Below are 17,979 nucleotides of genomic sequence, written 5' to 3'. Positions count from 1 at the left end.
TTCGCCAACTCCTGGGCATTTCTTTTCATTTATTTACCTTAAATTACTGTGGTAAAGATATTCTCTTACTTTCAATCTAATTGAGATAACAACCTATTCTATGGCACAAAAACGTATTGAAATCACAAAGATTTCAGAACTTCAACAAAAGGTACCTAAGTACGCACTAGTTAAAAACACAGATTTAGTTATTATAAAACATGAGACCGGTATTTCGGTTCTTTATGGAAGGTGTCATCATAGAGGAGCTTTATTAGCTGATGGTCATATTGATGGTCATAATTTAATTTGTGGTGTTCATGGTTGGGATTATCGCTATGATACTGGAATAAGTGAATATAATAATGATGAGCAACTTCATAAATTTCAAGAATATATTGAAGGAGATTCGCTTCAAGTAGATGAAAATGAGATTACTGCTTTTGAAACTAATCATCCGCAGCCTTTTGATAGAGATGCCTATTTAGGTACTTATGCAGATACCCACCCAGAAGAGACCGAACCATATACAGGGTATATTAAAGAATTGGCAGTAAATGGATTAAAAAACCTTGGACATCATGGTTTTTCTGCTTCTATGGGAGTTGATAGAAATACGCTCCCCAAATGGAGCGATATTCAATTTCTTCCAGCACAATTAGCTTCTAGACCATTATTAGATGATGAAGAGGTTGTGACTAAAGTTACCATTGGCCCAAAAGCAAAGAAACCTTTAGCGTTAGATATTCCAATTTTTGTTAGTGATATGAGTTTTGGCGCCTTATCACGCGAAGCTAAAATCGCTTTGTCAAAAGGGGCCGAAATGGCTGGAACTGGAATATGTTCTGGGGAAGGAGGAATGCTGCCCGAAGAACAAAAAAATAATTCAAAATATTTTTATGAATTAGCATCAGCGCAATTCGGCTTCAGCTGGGATAAATTGGATAATGTACAAGCTTTCCACTTTAAAGGAGGGCAGGGGGCAAAAACAGGTACTGGAGGTCATTTGCCTGGTAGTAAAGTGAGTAAGGAGATTGCGGAAGTTCGCGGATTAAATGAAGGAGAGACCGCAATTAGTCCTGCTACTTTTGCACATTTTCACGGAGTAGAAGATTTTAAAAACTTTGCTAAAAAGGTAAGGAAGCTTACAGCTGGTATTCCTATTGGTTTTAAAATAGCCGCCAGTCATATCGAAAAAGATATTCAATTTGCATTAGACGTTGGCGTTGATTATATCATTTTAGACGGTAGAGGTGGAGGCACAGGTTCTGCACCTACTATTCTTAGAGATAATATTAATGTGCCCACAATACCTGCTCTAGCGAGAGCAAGAAAATATTTGGACAAGGTTGGTGCTAAAGATGTAACTTTAATAATTACAGGTGGTTTAAGAATAGCAGAAGATTTCGCTAAGGCCTTGATGATGGGTGCTGATGCTATTGCGGTTTCTAATTCTGCTTTACAGGCCATAGGCTGTTTAGGGATGCGAGCTTGTGGTTCTAATAATTGCCCAGTAGGCATTGCCACCCAAAAAGAATCTTTGCGTAACAGGCTGATTATTGATTCTTCTGCAAAACAATTATATAATTTTTTTAGTGCTACAAACGATTTAATAAAGGTAGTAGCACGTTCTTGCGGTTATGATGATGTTTCAAAATTTAACCCTAATGATTTATCAACTTTTGATAGGGATATGCACCATTTAACAGGTATTAATTATGCAGGGGTTAAAATTTAAAATAGCATTTGTTCTAATTTTTTTTGTGATTACATCTGAGCTAAGGGCGCAAATGGAGCCTCCGTTTCTTTTGCCAGGAGTTGCAGCCACTTATTCGAGTAATTTAGAAACCACAGGAATAAATGCCAGGGTATATTATGGCATAGATCATACGTATTGTTTTGGTCCTGAAATCTCGTATTTTAGAAAATCTCATGAGGATAATGAAGTGTCCCTATTTGAAGCAAATGCAAACCTTCATTACATCATTGATTTAAATAAAGGTCTAGGGTTTTATCCATTAACAGGAATTAATTACACTATTGAAACTAAAATAGAAAACCAAGGTTTTGAAGAAGAAAAATTTTCAGAAAATTCTTTCGGATTAAATATTGGTGCTGGATTTCATTACACCGTAGGAAGAATTCTCTTTTTTACAGAGTATAAATATGTAATAAGTACCTTAGAAGATCACTTTTTTACAGCAGGCGCATTGTTGAATTTTTCTCTGGCTAAAAAAGGTGGTTCTAAACAGCATAACTAGTAAATAAGTATTAATCACATGCAGAAAAAGAAAATCATTTGGCATAAAGTACTAAATAATAAGAGCGAACTTCCAGAAGGTCGCGTTAAAACGGTAACTGCTGCCCATAAAGGCATTTGTCTCACCCATTTTGAAGGTAAATTTTCTGCTTTAGATAATAAATGTCCTCATCAAGGGGGTCCTTTAGGAGAAGGTACTATTGAAAATGGAATGCTACGTTGTCCATGGCACGGGTGGGACTATCATCCTTGCACAGGAAATTCACCAGGAGGTTTTGATGATGGTATAGAAACTTTTGAAGTTAAGGAAGAAAATAATGCAATATATGTTGGGGTTGAAGAGGAAGCAGACCATCAAGCCACAGTTTCTGATATTATGGTAGAAACTATGGTCAATTGGGGAGTAACAAAAGTATTTGGTATGGTGGGGCATTCTAATTTGGGTTTTGCCGATGCTATGAAACGCCAAGAACAAAAAGGAAACTTAAGCTTTTATGGTATACGTCATGAAGGTGCTGCAGCTTTTGCTGCCTCAGCTTATGGTAAATTGACTGGCAAACCTGCAGCTTGTTTTTCAATTGCTGGCCCCGGAGCAACTAATATGTACACCGGTATGTGGGATGCTAAGGTCGATAGAGCCCCACTTTTAGCACTTACCGGTCAGGTTGCCACACAAGTGGTTGGAACCGGTAATTTTCAGGAGGTAGATTTGGTTAGAGGTTTTAGTACCGTAGCTGAATTTAATCAAAGGGTACAAAGCGATAGTAAACATGCAGAATTAATGTCTTTAGCAGTGAAAAGTGCCATTCTAAAACGTGATGTTTCGCATTTAACTTTTCCCGATGAGGTACAAGAGAAATTGGCGAAGCCCAATGCTATTGCCCAAACTCCAGATAAGAGAATTACCCAGATGGAGATTGCACCGCCAAAGGATGCGGTAAATGATGCGATTGAATTAATCAAAAAATCGAAACGTCCGGTAATCATCATGGGGCACGGGGCTAGGGCGCATAAAAAAGAAGTTGTAAAATTTGCTGAAAGTTTAAATGCGGCAGTAGTTACTACCTTTAAGGGAAAAGGACTTATTGCAGACAGTCATCCTTTAGGTGGTGGTGTTCTAGGGCGCAGCGGAACCCCAATTGCTTCTTGGTTTATGAACGAAGCTGATTTGTTATTAGTATTTGGTGCCTCTTTTTCAAACCATACGGGCATAACACCCAAAAAACCAATAATTCAAATTGATTTTGACCCAATGGCCTTAAGCAAGTTCCATAAGGTTGAGGTAGCCGTTTGGGGCGAAATTTCAAGAACTCTTGAGATTTTTAATAGGGAACTAAAAGGAAAAGTAAATACACTGAATCAAACCGAGGAAATTGCAGCGAGATGGAAGATATGGAAGGAAGAAAAAGCAAAACGCCTTTTAGAAACTTCAGATAAGGGAATTAGTTCAATTGCTGTTTTTGAAACAATGAATAAGTTAACTCCTGAGAATGCTGTTATGTGCGTAGATGTTGGTAATAATGCCTATTCTTTTGGACGATATTTTGAACCTACAAATCAAGATTTTTTAATGTCAGGTTATCTAGGGTCTATTGGTTTTGCCTTACCAGCAGCCATTGGGGCATGGTCGGCGGTTGGTAATTCAAGACCGGTCATCGCAGTTGCCGGTGATGGGGGTTTATGTCAATACTTGGCAGAAATAACTACCCTTGTTAAATACAATATGCCTGTAAAGTTAATTGTTTTGAATAATCATGAACTAGGTAAAATTTCCAAAGAACAAAGGGCCGGCGAGTTTGATGTTTGGAAAACGTCACTTTCTAATCCTAATTTTGCAGAATTTGCAAGTTCATGTGGTGCTTGGGGCAAACGTGTTGAAAATCAGGATGATTTAGAAAAAGAAATGAAGAATATGTTTGAACAAGATGGTGCTGCAATACTAGAAATAATGACCGATGTAAACCTTATTTAAGATGCAGATAATTATTTCTATTTTTTTAGCGGTATTAGGTATTTACTTTAGTATTGGGTTACTTTTTGGACTGTATTTTGTTTTTGCAGGAGCAGTTAAAATAGACCCCCTATTAAAAGAAAGTAAAAAGAAAGTTCGGTTGTTATTACTTCCAGGGACAATCGCTACATGGCCTTTTTTAATGGGAAAACTTCTTAAATCAAGAACAAGATGATTTCAAGTCAAAGAAAATCCCATAAGTATATATGGTTGGTCATAGTACTAGTAATACCAATACTGCTGACTATGGCACTGAAAGATTTAAATTTTCCTTCAACATCTGGAAGTGTCAATACCGAACAGCTCACGGCTGCGTTAAAAAGTAATGTAGTACAAATAGAACTAAAACAACCATTTCAGAGTCCTTCTCCTCTGGTTTATGAATTAGATGCTCAGGGATATTCAGGAAGGTTATTAGGGCAGTTAAGAGGAACAGGAAAATATGAATTTTCGATTTCTGAATCAACTAAGGGAGTAGTGGTTATAGATGGAATCAGGAAAGAAGAACTTTTTAAAATTGTATTTTAATGGGACTCGATTATAAACTAGTACTCTGGAATAAGCATAAGAAAGTCTACGATAAATGGATTGCCATAGCAATGGTAATGTATTTGGTAATATTTTTTGTATTGAGTTTTGTGACCAATCCTGAAATGACTGCAGAGACTATAATTATTCGAGCTTTTGGGTCTTTGGCGATTCTAATGCTGCATATCATTTTAGTCATTGGCCCGCTAACAAGATTGAATTCTCAGTTTATGCCGTTGCTCTATAATCGCAGGCATTTTGGGGTCAGTATGTTTTTAGCAGCGTTAATACACGGTGTGTTTGCGACTATTCAATTTCATGCAATTGGCAATGTAAATCCTATTTATGCCATTTTTACTTCGAACATGGATTATGGATCATTGACCAATTTTCCATTTCAAGTACTTGGCTTTTTAGCATTGTTGATTTTATTCGTGATGGCATCAACAAGCCACGATTTCTTTTTGCACAATCTATCGGCAAAAACCTGGAAACGGCTACACATGATGGTTTATTTGGCCTATGCATTAGTAGTTATGCATGTTTCTTTAGGAGCTTTTCAACAAGAAACATCACCTTTTACTATTAGTGTATTGTTGGTTGGTTTTGTAGTGATTTGCGGATTACATCTTAAGACGGCCTTTAAAGAATCAAAAGTAGATAGATGTATTGCTGTTCAAAAAGATGGCTGGTTAGAAGTTTGTCACCCTAATGAGATTGAAGAAAGTAGAGCTAAGATATTTACCGTAGAAAATGAGCGTGTGGCTATTTTTAAAAATGAAGGAAAACTTTCTGCGGTTCATAATGTTTGTAAACATCAAGGAGGGCCTTTAGGAGAAGGTAAAATTGTTGATGGGTGTATTACTTGTCCTTGGCACGGATATCAATACTTGGCACATAATGGGCAATCGCCACCTCCATTTACCGAAAAGGTAAAAACCTATGAATTAAAAATTGAGAATGATATGGTTTACATTAATCCAGAAGCATTTGCCGAAGGTACCGAAGTAACCCCAATTACCTGTTAGCTATGAAGAATGACGAGTTTTATATCGGTTATGTTGATGAGGTTGGTTCAAAAACGAAAAAATCGTTAAAAAAATTTGTTATCGCATCCTTATTGATTCTTGCTGGTGGAGCATTTTTGTTCGGATTTTTTCAAAAATCAGCTGTGAACAGTGCTTTCGACTTTGGTAATCCTACTAAACTTTCTGGTATTTACCATGAATCGCCTTATCCAATGCTCCGTGTTTCCCTTTCAGGTAGTGAATTTAAAGATTTGGTCTTATTAGGTTTTGGCAAATTTGGACCAAATGCCTATTTAAAAGACCTTCGAGAGAAAGAGGGTAACCTAAACGGAAAACATCTAAATATCGAAGGTCAATTGATTTACTATAATGGTAAAACCTTATTGGAAATTGATGATAGTCAAAAAGTGAGTATCGGTAATCGTAGGAGTTCAATAAATTTTTCGCCCAATTCACTAGGGCAGTTAAAAATTGAAGGGGAAATTATAGACCCAAAATGCTATTTTGGGGTAATGAAGCCCGGTTTTGGTAAAATTCACAGAAGTTGTGCTTCTCTTTGTATTTCGGGTGGAGTACCACCTGTATTGGTCTCAAGTGATGAAAATGGTATTGAAGACTATTTTTTGTTAACTGATTTGAAAGGAAATCCTATTCATAAAGACATACTACCATATATAGGTCAACCATCCATTATTTCTGGTGTGGCAGATGAAATTGGCGATTGGAAAGTGATGCGCGTTGATGTTGGCCAAATTGAAAAATTAGACAAAAAATCTTTAATTTATTAAGATGAGTAGAATAGTTGTTGTAGCTTTTTTAATTGGGTTTAACAGTATTGCCCAATCTATAGATTATAATACAAAGAAGGGTTATGTTGCTAAGGGCTATGATGTAGTTGCCTATTTTGATAATAAGGCTACTGTTGGTGATGAGAAATACACCGCGGAATATGATAATGTAAAGTTCAAGTTTTCAAGTCAAGAGAATCTTGAAAAGTTTAAGGGTAATCCAAAAAAGTATCTTCCCAAATATGGAGGTTATTGTGCATATGCTGTTGCTGTTTCAAGTAAAAAGGTTTCCGTTAACCCTGAGACTTTTGAAATACGAGATGGAGAATTACTGCTGTTTTATAATTCTGGCAAAACAAATACTTTGGCGCTTTGGAACAATGAGTCTCCAGAAGTACTAAAAATTAAGGCGGATAAGAACTGGGAAAAAATCAAGAATTAAGAACTTTCTTCTTGATTTGAAATGTAGTTTATGTTTAAAATTTTGAAAGTTTGTGTTGCCGGTCTTTTAATTAGTTTTCTTGGAGCATTACCTCTAGGAAGTCTAAACATAACTGCTTTTGATATTTCTGCTACCCAAAGCATTAACAACGCTTTGTTATTTGCTTTCGCAGCTATTTTTGTTGAGCTGGCTTATGTTCGCCTCACCCTTTGGGGCAATCAAAAGGTTAAGCTCGAGGGTAAATGGATATACATTGCATTTCCACTGGCATTTTTCTTACTATTATATTTGGCATTTTCTAGTCTGACAACGGCTTTACATTTTAATGATGTAACTCCAACGAAATCAGTTTTACCTAAAATTACGTCCCCTATATTACTGGGTTTATTGCTTAGTGCATTGAATCCATTACAAATACCTTTTTGGTTAACATGGAACAAGGTTTTGGAGTCAAAGAAAATTCTTGAAGACAATACAGTATCATTCATCGGTTATATGTTTGGTATTGGTGCTGGTACCTTAATAGGTTTATTAGTGTTCATTTATGCAGGAAAATTAATTGTGGATAATTACACACAGTATGCCCAAATCAGTAATTTAATATTGGGTTTACTTTACCTCGGTTTTTCTTTCTATCTTTTATTTTTATTATACAAAAAGCATCATCAACTAAAAATACAATAGGCTATGTTTAACTCCTCAATTCAAACAATTGAGCAATTCAAAGAAATATTATCTCAGCTCTCGAAAGATTGCTACGCAGAGCCTTGTGAATCACTTTCTCATGCAACTATAGGTCAGCATACAAGACATATTATAGAATTATACCAATGTTTGATTAACGGTTATGGTGAAGCTGATGTTTGCTATGACAAAAGAGAACGGAATAAAAGAATCGAAGAGGAGATTGGTTATGCCGTAACGCTACTAGAAAATATTCAAGAAAACCTCGAGAAGCCTAATAAAGAGCTTCAAATTCGCTATGAGTTGGGTGAAGAAGAAATCTGTCTTACATCAAATTATTACAGAGAAGTAATGTATAATTTAGAGCATGTAATCCATCATCATGCTTTGATTAAGGTTGGAATTAAGACAATGACCAATATAGAACTGCCAGATTCTTTTGGTGTTGCGCCTTCTACAATTCAGTACAGAAAGGTATGTGTACAGTAAGTTTCATTCCCAAAGGAAATACCTTTGTCTTTACATCGAACAGAGATGAACATATTTCTAGACCATCGGCATTTTTTCCAAAAAAAGAAATAGTAAATAATAAAAGAATCGTCTTTCCCAAAGATCCCAAAGCTGGTGGTACATGGTTTGCCATTAGTGAAAGCGGGGCTGTAGTAATTTTATTAAACGGTGCTTTTGAAAAGCATGTGCCCAAAGATAATTATGCCAAAAGTAGAGGGTTAGTTGTTTTAGACATCGTGAGTCACAATAATCCCCAAGATTATTTGAAAGAAATCGACCTTATCAAAATTGAACCGTTTACGGTTTTGGTTTTTGAGAAAGAAAAATTGGTGGAATTACGTTGGGATGGGAAAAACAAGCACCTGAAAACGCTAAAAAGTGACCAAGCTTATATCTGGTCGTCAGCCACACTTTACGACAAAGAGATAATTCAAAAGCGAGAAGAACTTTTCTCCAGTTTTATGAATAAAGCAGAGGTAGATGCAAAGTCTATCATTGACTTTCATTCGAACAATCATCAGGATTCGCAGAACGGGTTTATAATCGATAGGCAAACAGGCTTGAAAACCTTTAGTGTTACTCAAGCAGTTCTTGAAAAGAGGAGAGTCGCTCTAAAACATATTGATTTGTTGAAGCAAGAGACCAATAAGTTAGAAATGATTACCAGTCAATTGATTAGTCAATTCTGATGAGCTCTTTTAAACTAAAATGGCACAAACTTACCCATTGGGAATATTGGCCGCTTTGGGCAGTATATTATCCTCTATTTCCGGTTTGGCTCTTTTTTTCCCTTAAAGCACGTTCTTTTTTCTTTTTTAACACAGCCAACCCCTTAATGAAAAATGGGGGTATGGCCATGGAGTCAAAAAAGGAAATCTATGATATGATTCCAGAAGAATACATACCAAAAACAGTTTTGATTGAAAAGGAAAGCGTTACTATCGATAGCGTAGAAAAGCTTTTAAGTGAAATGAACCTGCAATATCCGCTAATAGCGAAGCCCGATATTGGAATGAAGGCTTTTGGCGTGGATAAAATTAAAAGTAAATCAGATTTAGAATCCTACATAAATAGAACTCCCGAAGATTTTTTGATTCAAGAGTTTATAGCCTACCCAGATGAGGTAGGTATTTTTTATGTGCGAGTTCCGGGTGAAGAAAAAGGAAAGATTACGGGTATTGTTGCTAAAGAATTCCTCTCCGTAACGGGTGATGACCGCAGTAGTATTTTACAACTGATAAAACAAAATCCTAGAAGTCATTTGCAACTGAAAGCTTTGGTCAAAAAGTTTGGAAACAAGTTAGATACTGTACTAAAGGATGGTGAGGAGTTTATTTTGGTTCCTTACGGTAGCCATACCAGAGGTGCAAAGTTTATTGATAGAAGTAATCGGAATAATAAAGATTTAGAAAATTTAATTGATGGTATTTGTACCCAGATACCCGAATTTTATTATGGTAGGTTAGATGTGTTATATGCTGATTTTGATGGACTTTCTAAGGGGAATGACTTTAAAATAATTGAAATAAATGGCGCCGGTGGCGAAGCTACACACATATATGACCCCAAGCATTCTTTGTTTTTTGCTTGGAAAGAAATTTTTAAACACTGGAATTATTTGTGCAAGATTAGTATTATAAACCATAAGAGAGGCTATCCCTATTTGAGTTTTAAAGATGGTCGTGCTATGTTAAAAGCAAATAGTTTGTTAGAAGAACAATTAAAATTGGTATAGAATGAAGATATATATAGCACTTTTTTTGGTAGTAGCATTTGGCTTTATTTCGTTAAACGCACAAGATGATCAAGATAATAGAACCGATTTAGGAGTATCGCTACAACTATACCCTGCAGGTATAATTCCTACTTTAAATTTGGAACATTATTTTGATAAAAAATCGTCGTTGCTTTTAAGAGTGGGTTTGAATATTGTTGACCGAAAGGATTTTAGTGATTTTAATCAAACTGAGACGGGTACTGGTTTCGGGGGTTCAATAGGATATAGAAAGCATTTTCCTTCAGGAAAAGGGAAGTTTATAGCGGGGATAAACCTTGATATTTGGAGTTTAACCATTGATTGGACGGATATTGGCCCAACTGATGCACCAACCTCTGGAGGCACTTATACTTTGGTAATTCAACCCTGGTTAGAGGGCGGTTACTTTTTGCCCATAAAAAATACTAAGTCTCAGATTGGGCTAACTGTTGGCTTTGGAAGAGAAATAAATGCCATAACAAGCGGTGATGAAGTAGAACAAGGTTTTATTGGTAGTGTTTCACTGCAATACATGTTTGCGCTTTAGGTTTTAAAACAGGCAAAAGCTTCTTGAAAAAAATTGGTCGCTGTTTTTTCATCAGTTGCTACGGCATCTAAAACGGCACCTTTAAAGCCATTGTTTTTCCATTCACCATGGCTGAGTTCAGAAAATTTATCGGTTTCTAAGCTGTCATGACCTTTATAACCACTGATGTAGAAGTAATGTTTGTCCATAACTGAATCGGGTATGGCCATACCAAGACCAATCGATTTGCCAGAATTATCGGTTAGTTCTGCAAAAGCACCAATATCGAAATGATGGGGCCAAACCCGGATAGTAGAAGTCAAGCCTTCTTTTTTCAAAAATGTATCCATGGCGTTTTGAGCAAGTTCTGTAAGCTTTGCGAGCTTTTCTAACTCTTTATTTGATTTGCAATTAAATACGGAATTATCATCTATTTCATAAGGCAATTCATAATGAAGATGGTATTGATACGATTTTGAAAAATCAAACTCTTCAGCAGTAGTTGCTACCCATGCGGTAATCTCTTTATGAGATTTGCCATTAATGTAGATTCGCTTTCGTTTCGTAATTTCTATCCACTCTAAAGAAAAATCGTCATACCTCAATGACAAATATGCGTTCTTATCATTTAGGGGCCAAGTGCGCAAGGTATTATCTTCTGGAAAAAAGCCTAAATTGGTATGACTGTCATCTGACCTCTCCTTTAAAAAACTTTTCCCCGCTGTTGCCAAATATTGAGAGGCTAAATGTAGTTGCGCTAATGTATCCATACTCTAATGTATGGTTTTTTAAGCGTACTTGATTTCTATATGAAAATATTGTCTTTTAGACTTTTTTAGAAAGGATGTGTTTTACAATAGTCGGCGCGTGGACCCTAGAGTTTTCTATAAACCATTTATGGGTTTCCATACCTCCGCAAATAACGCCGGCCAAGTAAAGACCTTCAATATTCGATTCCATGGTATCTGGGTTATACGTTGGTAATAGCTTTTCATCATTGGAAAGTTGAATACCTAGTCGTTTGAGAAATTCAAAATTGGGCATGTACCCTGTAAGCGCAAGTACAAAGTCATTTGGTATGGTAACCAGGCTTTCACTTGTATTAATGTCAAGATTGTTTTCTCGAATTTCATTTACGGTTGCATCATAATAAGCCTTAATGCTACCTTCTTCAATACGGTTAATAATATCAGGTCTAACCCAATATTTAACGCGTTTTCCAACTTCTGGGCCTCTAATGATCAAGGTGACTTCAGCCCCTTTTCTGTAGCATTCCAGAGCAGCATCTATAGCAGAATTACTGGCCCCGATTACTGCAAGTTTTTGACTAGCATAAAAATGGGGGTCTTTATAATAGTGCGACACCTTTGCTAGGTCTTCGCCGGGCACATTAATTTTATTGGGTAAATCGTAAAACCCGGTAGCCACTATAACGTTTGAAGCCTCGTAAGCAGATTTAGAGGTTTCTACAATAAATTTTTTATCTCGTTGTTCAACTTTTTCTACTTCTTCAAAAAGATGAATTGCCAATTTATTTGAAGTTACTATTCTGCGATAATACTCCAGTGCTTCATTTCGTTTGGGTTTTGCTTCTTTGCTGATGAACGGAATCTCATCAATCTCCAACTTTTCCGAAGAGGAAAAAAATTGCATATTTATGGGATAGTTGAAGAGGGAATTTACAATAGGCCCTTTTTCAATAATAAGATAAGAGAGTCCAGCTTTTTTGGCTTCCAGCCCACAAGCTATGCCAATAGGGCCTCCACCTATTATGATTACATCAAATCTTTGCATTAAGCTATAATTTGCTTCAAATCTTTAATGGTTTCAGTTGGGTTTTCGCTTTTGAAAACAAAACTACCAGCTACTAAAACATCTGCGCCTGTATCTAAGAGTTTTTTTGCATTGTTAGCGTTAACCCCGCCATCGATTTCGATAAGGGTGTTTGCATTTTTCCTAATAATGAGTTCTTTTAAATCAGCAACTTTCTGATAGGTATTTTCAATAAAAGATTGCCCGCCAAAACCTGGGTTTACACTCATTAAGCAAACGACATCGATATCTTGAATGGTATCTTCCAGCAGCTTGATAGATGTGTGTGGATTTAAAGCTACACCTGCCTTCATTCCTTCTGCCTTTATAGCCTGTAAACTTCTATGTAAGTGTGTGCAGGCTTCATAATGAACAGAAAGAACATTGGCCCCCAGTTCGGCAAATGTTTTAATATAGCGGTCAGGATCAACAATCATTAAATGTACATCAAGTGGTTTTGTTGCATGTTTGGCAATGGATTTAACTACTGGCATACCATATGATATGTTCGGTACGAAAACGCCATCCATAACATCAATATGATGCCAGTCAGCATCACTATTATTGACCATTTCAACATCCCGTTGCAGATTTCCAAAATCTGCGGCTAGTAAAGAAGGTGCTATTTTTTTACTCATTAGTGCATTGTATACTGCAAAAATAAGGAAATGGATTTTGGCTCGTCTCCCAATTTTATTAATCTATAAACGCAGATTTTGGAAGAACAATAGGGTCGCATCGTAATATCTTGCTGCTGCACATTTTACATTGGTTATTTTCATTTAAGGCCTTTAGCTGTTTTAGCGTGGAAGGGATCGGTAAATTATAAGTGTCTGCCATAGAATAATCTACCGCATAGCCCATATCTTCAAAAGCAGCTATCGATAAGCGACTTATGGGGTTGATACCAGTATTGATAAACCCTGTCATTAATTCATTGATAAATACTTGTTCCCTCCAATGTCCATCGCGTGTGCCCGCTCCACCCGTGTTGGCCAACGGAACACTTAATAGGCTTTCATCGTTGGTCAGTAGTTGATATTCACGAATACTATTTGTTCCGGTAAAAATGGGATTTTCAGAACCGGAACCTGAAATCAAAGTCAAAAATTGAAATGACCAGAGGGTACCAAAACCTAAAACGTGCCCCATTTCATGAATAATCACATCTTTTAAACTATTTTCTGCCTCTAATCGTGCTAAATCCGAAGTATCAAATTGCATGATTCCTGTAGCGGGCAAAAAACTTCCTGCTCTAAGTTGGGTGGGTCCGGCCTGACCCAAAATCCCCAAAGCACCATCAATATTAACCGCTTGGGCATCAATACGTACATTTTCTATGATTTCACCATTTGCCAATTGAACCCTTGGCAGCTCTCCTACAATTAGCTCTGACCATCTAGTACTTGCCTCTGCAAATACTATTTCTTGACTAGGGGTCAGACCACCTAAAAACCGAATTTCAATGGTGAAGCTCATAATTACGCGATTTAAAATTAAATTTTACAGGTCTGATATTTACCTGACAATAGAACAATACTGAATATTTACGAGTAAAAAATAGATTTAAGTTTTAACAGATTAAAACTTTAACAGAATAACCTTCAGTATTAAATACTATCTAGCTGTCTTAATCCTTCATAGATGATGACGCCTACAGCATTTGCTAGGTTTAAACTGCGGATATGCTCACTATACATGGGGATTTTGTATAGCTCATTCGTATTGTTTTCTGTAAGAGTAGGGGGTAGGCCAACAGATTCTTTTCCGAAGACTAGAAACATATCATTTTCAAAGGGAATTGTCCAATGGCTTTTGGTCGCATGACTAGAAAAATAGACAAGATTTTTATTGGTATGTTCGGTCATAAATGCTGCCAAATTTTCATAAATAAAGACGGATAGATGCTGCCAATAATCCAATCCTGCCCTTTTAAGCCTTGAATCGTTTAATTCGAACCCGAATGGTTTAATTAAATGTAAATCAGCACCAGAGGCAAGACATAGCCTACCAATATTACCTGTATTATTTGGTATTTCAGGCTCGACAAGAACAACATTAAAAGCCATTTAACTTTCTTTTGATTTCAAGTGAAGATACAACTGCTCTACCTTTTCTCTTGCCCAGGGGGTTCTCCTTAAAAATTTTAGACTCGATTTTATAGATGGATTACTTTTAAAACAATTTATATTAATCTGATTGGCCAGATACTCCCATGAATAAGCCTTAGTGAGTTCTTCTAGTATGGTAGCCAGTTTAACCCCATGTAGCGGATTGTTAGGTTGTTCCATTTTTTACTTAAAATGAGTAAGGTGAATAGCCCAGAAATATTTTCTTGTAAGGACTAAGCCTAAGTTTATAAAATGAAAAACTCCGGTAATCAGCCGGAGTTTATTCATCAATCAAAAAACGAACAGTCATGATAAACTGTTGTAGCATACTAAATTACAATATTCTTGCCAAAAAAAAAATTTAAGCTTTATTTAACTGTAATTTATTCGGTTTTAACCTAAATATGTCTTTAAAATCTTACTTCTTGAAGTATGTTTCAATCTTCTAATTGCTTTTTCTTTGATTTGACGAACACGTTCTCTAGTTAAATCAAAAGTTTCGCCAATTTCTTCTAAAGTCATAGAGTGTTGACCGGCAAGACCAAAATATAAACGAATAACATCTGCCTCACGAGGTGTTAAGGTTTCTAAGGCACGTTCTATCTCGGTACGTAATGATTCGTGTAACAATTCTTTGTCGGGATTTGGAGACTCACCGCTACGAAGTACATCATAAAGGTTAGAATCTTCTCCATCGATAAGTGGTGCATCCATCGATACGTGACGCCCAGAATTCTTCAAAGATTGCTTAACATCCTCAACGGTCATATCCAACTCTTTTGCAATTTCTTCAGGAGAAGGCATACGTTCGTGTGCTTGCTCTAAAAAGGCAAAAGTTTTATTGATCTTATTGATAGAACCAATTTTGTTCAATGGTAATCGCACAATACGTGATTGCTCTGCTAAGGCCTGCAAAATAGATTGACGAATCCACCAAACGGCATAAGAGATAAATTTAAAACCTCTTGTTTCATCAAAACGTTGTGCGGCTTTTATTAGTCCTAGGTTACCTTCGTTGATTAAATCTGGTAAGGTTAATCCTTGATTTTGATATTGTTTAGCAACCGAAACTACGAACCTTAGATTCGCTTTTGTTAGCTTCTCTAAGGCAATTTGATCACCAGCTTTTATTCGTTGTGCCAATTCTACTTCTTCATCGGCAGTAATTAAATCTACCTTTCCGATTTCTTGTAAATACTTGTCTAACGATGCGGTTTCCCTATTGGTTACCTGTTTTGTAATTTTTAACTGTCTCATCTAAATTTCTCCTTCAAATTAAGTTCAAAAGCTTGCGCTCATATACTTATACGTAAGAAAACTAAAAAAGTTACAATTTGGTAAAATTAAATCGGATTGTTTTAGTTTTGGGAGTTAGTTAACGATGAATCTTTACTTTATTTTTATTATCGAATTATTTCTTTATTAGGTTTTATAATTATGCGTAAACTCTGGAAAATTAAGTTATCAATATTAATTATTGCACTTTGTTTAAGTTGCTCATCCTCTGGTCCGGAAACAGGGAATGAAACAATTCCAATTGATGATGATTCTGTCTCAGAGGATCCATGTATTGGAAACTCAGGTATTATTAGATTGAATAATATTGAAGAGTTGAGAGGCTTTATAGATACTTTCAAGGACTGTAAAATACTTGATGGAACAATTTCATTGGCAATAAGGGATAGCATTCCCGCTAATTTAGTTAGTTCCATAGAAATAATAACGGGTGACTTAAATATAAGCGACTTATCCTATTCTGGAGAAAGTATTAGACTATTTCAAAACTTGAATGAAATACAGGGTGACGTTCTAATTCAAAATAATAGAAACGAAAATTTTATGGGGCTTTCAGGCTTGAATATTATCGGAGGAAACATGACATTTAGGCAAAATACAATTTCTCAAACTATAGGAGGTTTTAATGATTTACGAGAAATAAAAGGTGATTTGATTATCAATAACAATAATTTTAAGACCTTAAACGGATTCGATAATTTATCCAGCATAAATGGAAGTTTTGAAATTACGGACAACGATAATCTTGAAACAATAAAAGGATTTGCGAATATATCTTCTTCGGGAAATATTACGATGCGGATAAATCCTAATTTAACTGAAGTTGCCGGAATAAACGGACCTTTGAATCTAAATGGCAATCTATTCATCAATTCTAATTTTTCATTAGAAAGTATTAGTGGTTTTCAGTCTATCACGTCTATATCAGGGACAATGGAAATTTCTAATAACAGCGCTTTGCAAGTCTTAGGTGGATTTGAAAACCTGCGGATAGTTGGTGGTAGTTTTATGTCAATAATGAATAATACAGTTTTAAATGATATTCCTTCCTTCAGTTCTTTGACAGAAGTGATAGGTGAAATACAAATTGAGTTTAATAATTTAATGAAGCTTAATAGCTTCAATGCTTTGGAAAACTCAGGTGGAATCTTGTTAGGTTTAGGGACAGGCTTAACTCTTTTTAACTCCTTTAATTCTTTAACTCGCATTCAAGGTAACTTGGTAATTGGTAATATGAATATCATTGAGATTGAAAGTTTTCAAAATTTGAATGTTATTGAAGGTAGACTAGCTTTGACCTCATTATTTGAATCAGAGAATATTAATTTCTTGGGTAGTCTTTCTAGAGTTGACGGAGATTTCATGATAGGATCAATTCCAAACTTAAACGACCTTCAAGCTTTGAATCAGTTAAATATAGTAGGAGGAAATTTTTCTATATCTAATATGGAATCATTAACGGAATTATTTTCACCTCCGAACTTACAAGCGATAGGAGGTGAAATCAACATAACTTCAAATGAAGCGCTTCAAACTATTTCAGGTTTTAATAATATTGTTGATACAAAATCAGTAAAAATAATTGCCAATACTAGTTTAACTATGCTCGAAGGGTTTAATGACCTATCAGTAATTACTGGCAATCTTGAAATCTCTGGTAATTTTAATTTAGAAGAAATCACCAATAGTTTTAATAATCTCTCTTTGATTGAAGAAAGTCTATTTATTTCTGATAACAATGCACTAAATAACATTTCAGGCTTTTCAAGTCTAGAAACTATAGGTGAAAATGTTGTTTTAGATCATACTCAGATATCTAATCTTGATTTCTTTAAATCTTTAAATTCGATAGGAAACAATTTAGTCATAAACCTCAATTTTAATATTCAAAACCTCAGCGGTTTAGATGGAATAGACTCATCGATTAACAATTTAGAAATTACGAGAAATGAAAGTTTAACGGATATTCTGGGGATTCAAAACATACCTGTGATTAATGAACAATTAACAATTTCCCGAAATTCACTATTAACTGATTGCGCTATTGATTTAGTTTGTGACCACCTATCAGCTTCTGGTGCAAATGATATAAGACTAAATAGTCCAAATTGTAACTCAAGTTCGGAGGTATTGGCCAATTGTAATTAGTCTACTTGTGCCATTTTTAGTTTATTTTTCTTAAATTCTTTTGCTTTTTAAATAATTAAAGTCTTAGAATACTAGTAATCAATCATTAAACTATTTAAGG

21 protein-coding genes are annotated in these 17,979 nt (G+C 35.6%); 14 read left to right on the top strand and 7 right to left on the bottom strand.

Translation table 11 applies throughout. The features are described from left to right. Positions 1 to 100 precede the first annotated feature (100 nt). The 13 genes from ACFSQJ_RS11945 (at position 101) to ACFSQJ_RS11885 (ending at position 10,533) form a co-directional block, all read left to right on the top strand. Positions 101 to 1,717, top strand: a complete 1,617-nt coding sequence (locus ACFSQJ_RS11945) for a glutamate synthase-related protein (RefSeq protein ID WP_377767195.1) — start codon at positions 101 to 103, stop codon at positions 1,715 to 1,717. A gap of 25 nt (positions 1,718 to 1,742) precedes the next feature. Beyond that, positions 1,743 to 2,240, top strand: a complete 498-nt coding sequence (locus ACFSQJ_RS11940; protein WP_377767194.1) for a hypothetical protein — start codon at positions 1,743 to 1,745, stop codon at positions 2,238 to 2,240. Positions 2,241 to 2,258: 18 nt separating this feature from the next. Further along, positions 2,259 to 4,211 (top strand): thiamine pyrophosphate-binding protein, encoded by a 1,953-nt coding sequence (locus ACFSQJ_RS11935; RefSeq protein WP_377767192.1) that lies wholly within the window; start codon positions 2,259 to 2,261, stop codon positions 4,209 to 4,211. 1 nt (position 4,212) lies between these two features. Next, on the top strand, positions 4,213 to 4,425 hold the full coding sequence (locus tag ACFSQJ_RS11930) for a hypothetical protein (protein ID WP_377767191.1): 213 nt from the start codon (positions 4,213 to 4,215) through the stop codon (positions 4,423 to 4,425). Positions 4,426 to 4,496: 71 nt separating this feature from the next. Further along, positions 4,497 to 4,778, top strand: a complete 282-nt coding sequence (locus ACFSQJ_RS11925; protein ID WP_377767189.1) for a hypothetical protein — start codon at positions 4,497 to 4,499, stop codon at positions 4,776 to 4,778. After that, positions 4,778 to 5,806 (top strand): Rieske 2Fe-2S domain-containing protein, encoded by a 1,029-nt coding sequence (locus tag ACFSQJ_RS11920; RefSeq protein WP_377767188.1) that lies wholly within the window; start codon positions 4,778 to 4,780, stop codon positions 5,804 to 5,806. The genes ACFSQJ_RS11925 and ACFSQJ_RS11920 overlap by 1 nt, the downstream gene beginning before the upstream one ends. Positions 5,807 to 5,808: 2 nt before the next feature. Next, positions 5,809 to 6,594: a hypothetical protein gene (locus ACFSQJ_RS11915; protein ID WP_377767186.1), complete on the top strand. Its 786-nt coding sequence runs from the start codon at positions 5,809 to 5,811 to the stop codon at positions 6,592 to 6,594. A gap of 1 nt (position 6,595) precedes the next feature. Next, on the top strand, positions 6,596 to 7,036 hold the full coding sequence (locus ACFSQJ_RS11910) for a YHS domain-containing (seleno)protein (RefSeq protein ID WP_377767185.1): 441 nt from the start codon (positions 6,596 to 6,598) through the stop codon (positions 7,034 to 7,036). A 30-nt stretch (positions 7,037 to 7,066) separates the two neighbouring features. Then, positions 7,067 to 7,720: a LysE family transporter gene (locus ACFSQJ_RS11905; RefSeq protein ID WP_377767184.1), complete on the top strand. Its 654-nt coding sequence runs from the start codon at positions 7,067 to 7,069 to the stop codon at positions 7,718 to 7,720. A gap of 3 nt (positions 7,721 to 7,723) precedes the next feature. Beyond that, positions 7,724 to 8,209, top strand: coding sequence for a DinB family protein (locus tag ACFSQJ_RS11900; RefSeq protein ID WP_377767183.1), 486 nt, complete (start codon positions 7,724 to 7,726; stop codon positions 8,207 to 8,209). After that, on the top strand, positions 8,197 to 8,919 hold the full coding sequence (locus tag ACFSQJ_RS11895; RefSeq protein ID WP_377767182.1) for an NRDE family protein: 723 nt from the start codon (positions 8,197 to 8,199) through the stop codon (positions 8,917 to 8,919). Before ACFSQJ_RS11900 ends, ACFSQJ_RS11895 begins: the two co-directional genes overlap by 13 nt. Further along, positions 8,919 to 9,965: a D-alanine--D-alanine ligase gene (locus tag ACFSQJ_RS11890; protein WP_377767181.1), complete on the top strand. Its 1,047-nt coding sequence runs from the start codon at positions 8,919 to 8,921 to the stop codon at positions 9,963 to 9,965. Before ACFSQJ_RS11895 ends, ACFSQJ_RS11890 begins: the two co-directional genes overlap by 1 nt. A 1-nt stretch (position 9,966) precedes the next feature. Further along, a complete protein-coding gene (locus ACFSQJ_RS11885; protein WP_377767180.1) occupies positions 9,967 to 10,533 on the top strand; it encodes a hypothetical protein in 567 nt (188 codons plus the stop codon). Here ACFSQJ_RS11885 and ACFSQJ_RS11880 read toward each other — a convergent pair. The 7 genes from ACFSQJ_RS11880 to ACFSQJ_RS11850 all read right to left on the bottom strand — a co-directional run bounded on the left by ACFSQJ_RS11880 (position 10,530) and on the right by ACFSQJ_RS11850 (position 15,692). Then, a complete protein-coding gene (locus ACFSQJ_RS11880) occupies positions 10,530 to 11,282 on the bottom strand; it encodes a hypothetical protein (protein ID WP_377767179.1) in 753 nt (250 codons plus the stop codon). The two genes, ACFSQJ_RS11885 and ACFSQJ_RS11880, sit on opposite strands and share 4 nt — an antisense overlap. Before the next feature lie 55 nt (positions 11,283 to 11,337). Continuing rightward, on the bottom strand, positions 11,338 to 12,306 hold the full coding sequence (locus ACFSQJ_RS11875) for a YpdA family putative bacillithiol disulfide reductase (RefSeq protein WP_377767178.1): 969 nt from the start codon (positions 12,304 to 12,306) through the stop codon (positions 11,338 to 11,340). Beyond that, on the bottom strand, positions 12,306 to 12,962 hold the full coding sequence (gene rpe / locus ACFSQJ_RS11870; RefSeq protein ID WP_377767177.1) for a ribulose-phosphate 3-epimerase: 657 nt from the start codon (positions 12,960 to 12,962) through the stop codon (positions 12,306 to 12,308). Before rpe ends, ACFSQJ_RS11875 begins: the two co-directional genes overlap by 1 nt. 58 nt (positions 12,963 to 13,020) lie before the next feature. Then, a complete protein-coding gene (locus ACFSQJ_RS11865; protein ID WP_377767176.1) occupies positions 13,021 to 13,803 on the bottom strand; it encodes a leishmanolysin-related zinc metalloendopeptidase in 783 nt (260 codons plus the stop codon). Positions 13,804 to 13,934: 131 nt separating this feature from the next. Further along, entirely contained in the window at positions 13,935 to 14,393 is a 459-nt protein-coding gene (locus ACFSQJ_RS11860) for a tRNA (cytidine(34)-2'-O)-methyltransferase (protein ID WP_377767174.1), read from the bottom strand. Continuing rightward, the gene (locus tag ACFSQJ_RS11855; protein WP_377767173.1) at positions 14,394 to 14,615 is read right to left on the bottom strand and encodes a VF530 family protein; all 222 of its coding nucleotides are present in this window, start codon (positions 14,613 to 14,615) and stop codon (positions 14,394 to 14,396) included. A gap of 213 nt (positions 14,616 to 14,828) precedes the next feature. After that, the gene (locus ACFSQJ_RS11850; protein WP_377767172.1) at positions 14,829 to 15,692 is read right to left on the bottom strand and encodes a sigma-70 family RNA polymerase sigma factor; all 864 of its coding nucleotides are present in this window, start codon (positions 15,690 to 15,692) and stop codon (positions 14,829 to 14,831) included. A gap of 180 nt (positions 15,693 to 15,872) precedes the next feature. On the opposite strand from ACFSQJ_RS11850, the gene ACFSQJ_RS11845 reads away from it, so the two are divergent. Then, a complete protein-coding gene (locus tag ACFSQJ_RS11845) occupies positions 15,873 to 17,879 on the top strand; it encodes a hypothetical protein (protein ID WP_377767171.1) in 2,007 nt (668 codons plus the stop codon). Positions 17,880 to 17,979 lie beyond the last annotated feature (100 nt).

It is taken from the genome of Croceitalea marina (assembly GCF_042684265.1).
In the GTDB taxonomy this organism is placed as follows: Bacteria; Bacteroidota; Bacteroidia; order Flavobacteriales; family Flavobacteriaceae; genus Croceitalea; species Croceitalea marina.
This window is presented reverse-complemented; position numbering and strand designations above follow the sequence as displayed.

Bases quoted from the DNA above. Each gene is read 5' to 3' on its own strand.
- ACFSQJ_RS11945 (WP_377767195.1), top strand. From the start codon at position 101: ATGGCACAAAAACGTATTGAAATCACAAAGATTTCAGAACTTCAACAA.
- ACFSQJ_RS11935 (WP_377767192.1), top strand. From the start codon at position 2,259: ATGCAGAAAAAGAAAATCATTTGGCATAAAGTACTAAATAATAAGAGC.
- ACFSQJ_RS11930 (WP_377767191.1), top strand. From the start codon at position 4,213: ATGCAGATAATTATTTCTATTTTTTTAGCGGTATTAGGTATTTACTTT.
- ACFSQJ_RS11925 (WP_377767189.1), top strand. From the start codon at position 4,497: ATGGCACTGAAAGATTTAAATTTTCCTTCAACATCTGGAAGTGTCAAT.
- ACFSQJ_RS11920 (WP_377767188.1), top strand. From the start codon at position 4,778: ATGGGACTCGATTATAAACTAGTACTCTGGAATAAGCATAAGAAAGTC.
- ACFSQJ_RS11915 (WP_377767186.1), top strand. From the start codon at position 5,809: ATGAAGAATGACGAGTTTTATATCGGTTATGTTGATGAGGTTGGTTCA.
- ACFSQJ_RS11910 (WP_377767185.1), top strand. From the start codon at position 6,596: ATGAGTAGAATAGTTGTTGTAGCTTTTTTAATTGGGTTTAACAGTATT.
- ACFSQJ_RS11905 (WP_377767184.1), top strand. From the start codon at position 7,067: ATGTTTAAAATTTTGAAAGTTTGTGTTGCCGGTCTTTTAATTAGTTTT.
- ACFSQJ_RS11900 (WP_377767183.1), top strand. From the start codon at position 7,724: ATGTTTAACTCCTCAATTCAAACAATTGAGCAATTCAAAGAAATATTA.
- ACFSQJ_RS11895 (WP_377767182.1), top strand. From the start codon at position 8,197: ATGTGTACAGTAAGTTTCATTCCCAAAGGAAATACCTTTGTCTTTACA.
- ACFSQJ_RS11890 (WP_377767181.1), top strand. From the start codon at position 8,919: ATGAGCTCTTTTAAACTAAAATGGCACAAACTTACCCATTGGGAATAT.
- ACFSQJ_RS11885 (WP_377767180.1), top strand. From the start codon at position 9,967: ATGAAGATATATATAGCACTTTTTTTGGTAGTAGCATTTGGCTTTATT.
- ACFSQJ_RS11880 (WP_377767179.1), bottom strand. From the start codon at position 11,282: ATGGATACATTAGCGCAACTACATTTAGCCTCTCAATATTTGGCAACA.
- ACFSQJ_RS11875 (WP_377767178.1), bottom strand. From the start codon at position 12,306: ATGCAAAGATTTGATGTAATCATAATAGGTGGAGGCCCTATTGGCATA.
- rpe (WP_377767177.1), bottom strand. From the start codon at position 12,962: ATGAGTAAAAAAATAGCACCTTCTTTACTAGCCGCAGATTTTGGAAAT.
- ACFSQJ_RS11865 (WP_377767176.1), bottom strand. From the start codon at position 13,803: ATGAGCTTCACCATTGAAATTCGGTTTTTAGGTGGTCTGACCCCTAGT.
- ACFSQJ_RS11860 (WP_377767174.1), bottom strand. From the start codon at position 14,393: ATGGCTTTTAATGTTGTTCTTGTCGAGCCTGAAATACCAAATAATACA.
- ACFSQJ_RS11855 (WP_377767173.1), bottom strand. From the start codon at position 14,615: ATGGAACAACCTAACAATCCGCTACATGGGGTTAAACTGGCTACCATA.
- ACFSQJ_RS11850 (WP_377767172.1), bottom strand. From the start codon at position 15,692: ATGAGACAGTTAAAAATTACAAAACAGGTAACCAATAGGGAAACCGCA.
- ACFSQJ_RS11845 (WP_377767171.1), top strand. From the start codon at position 15,873: ATGCGTAAACTCTGGAAAATTAAGTTATCAATATTAATTATTGCACTT.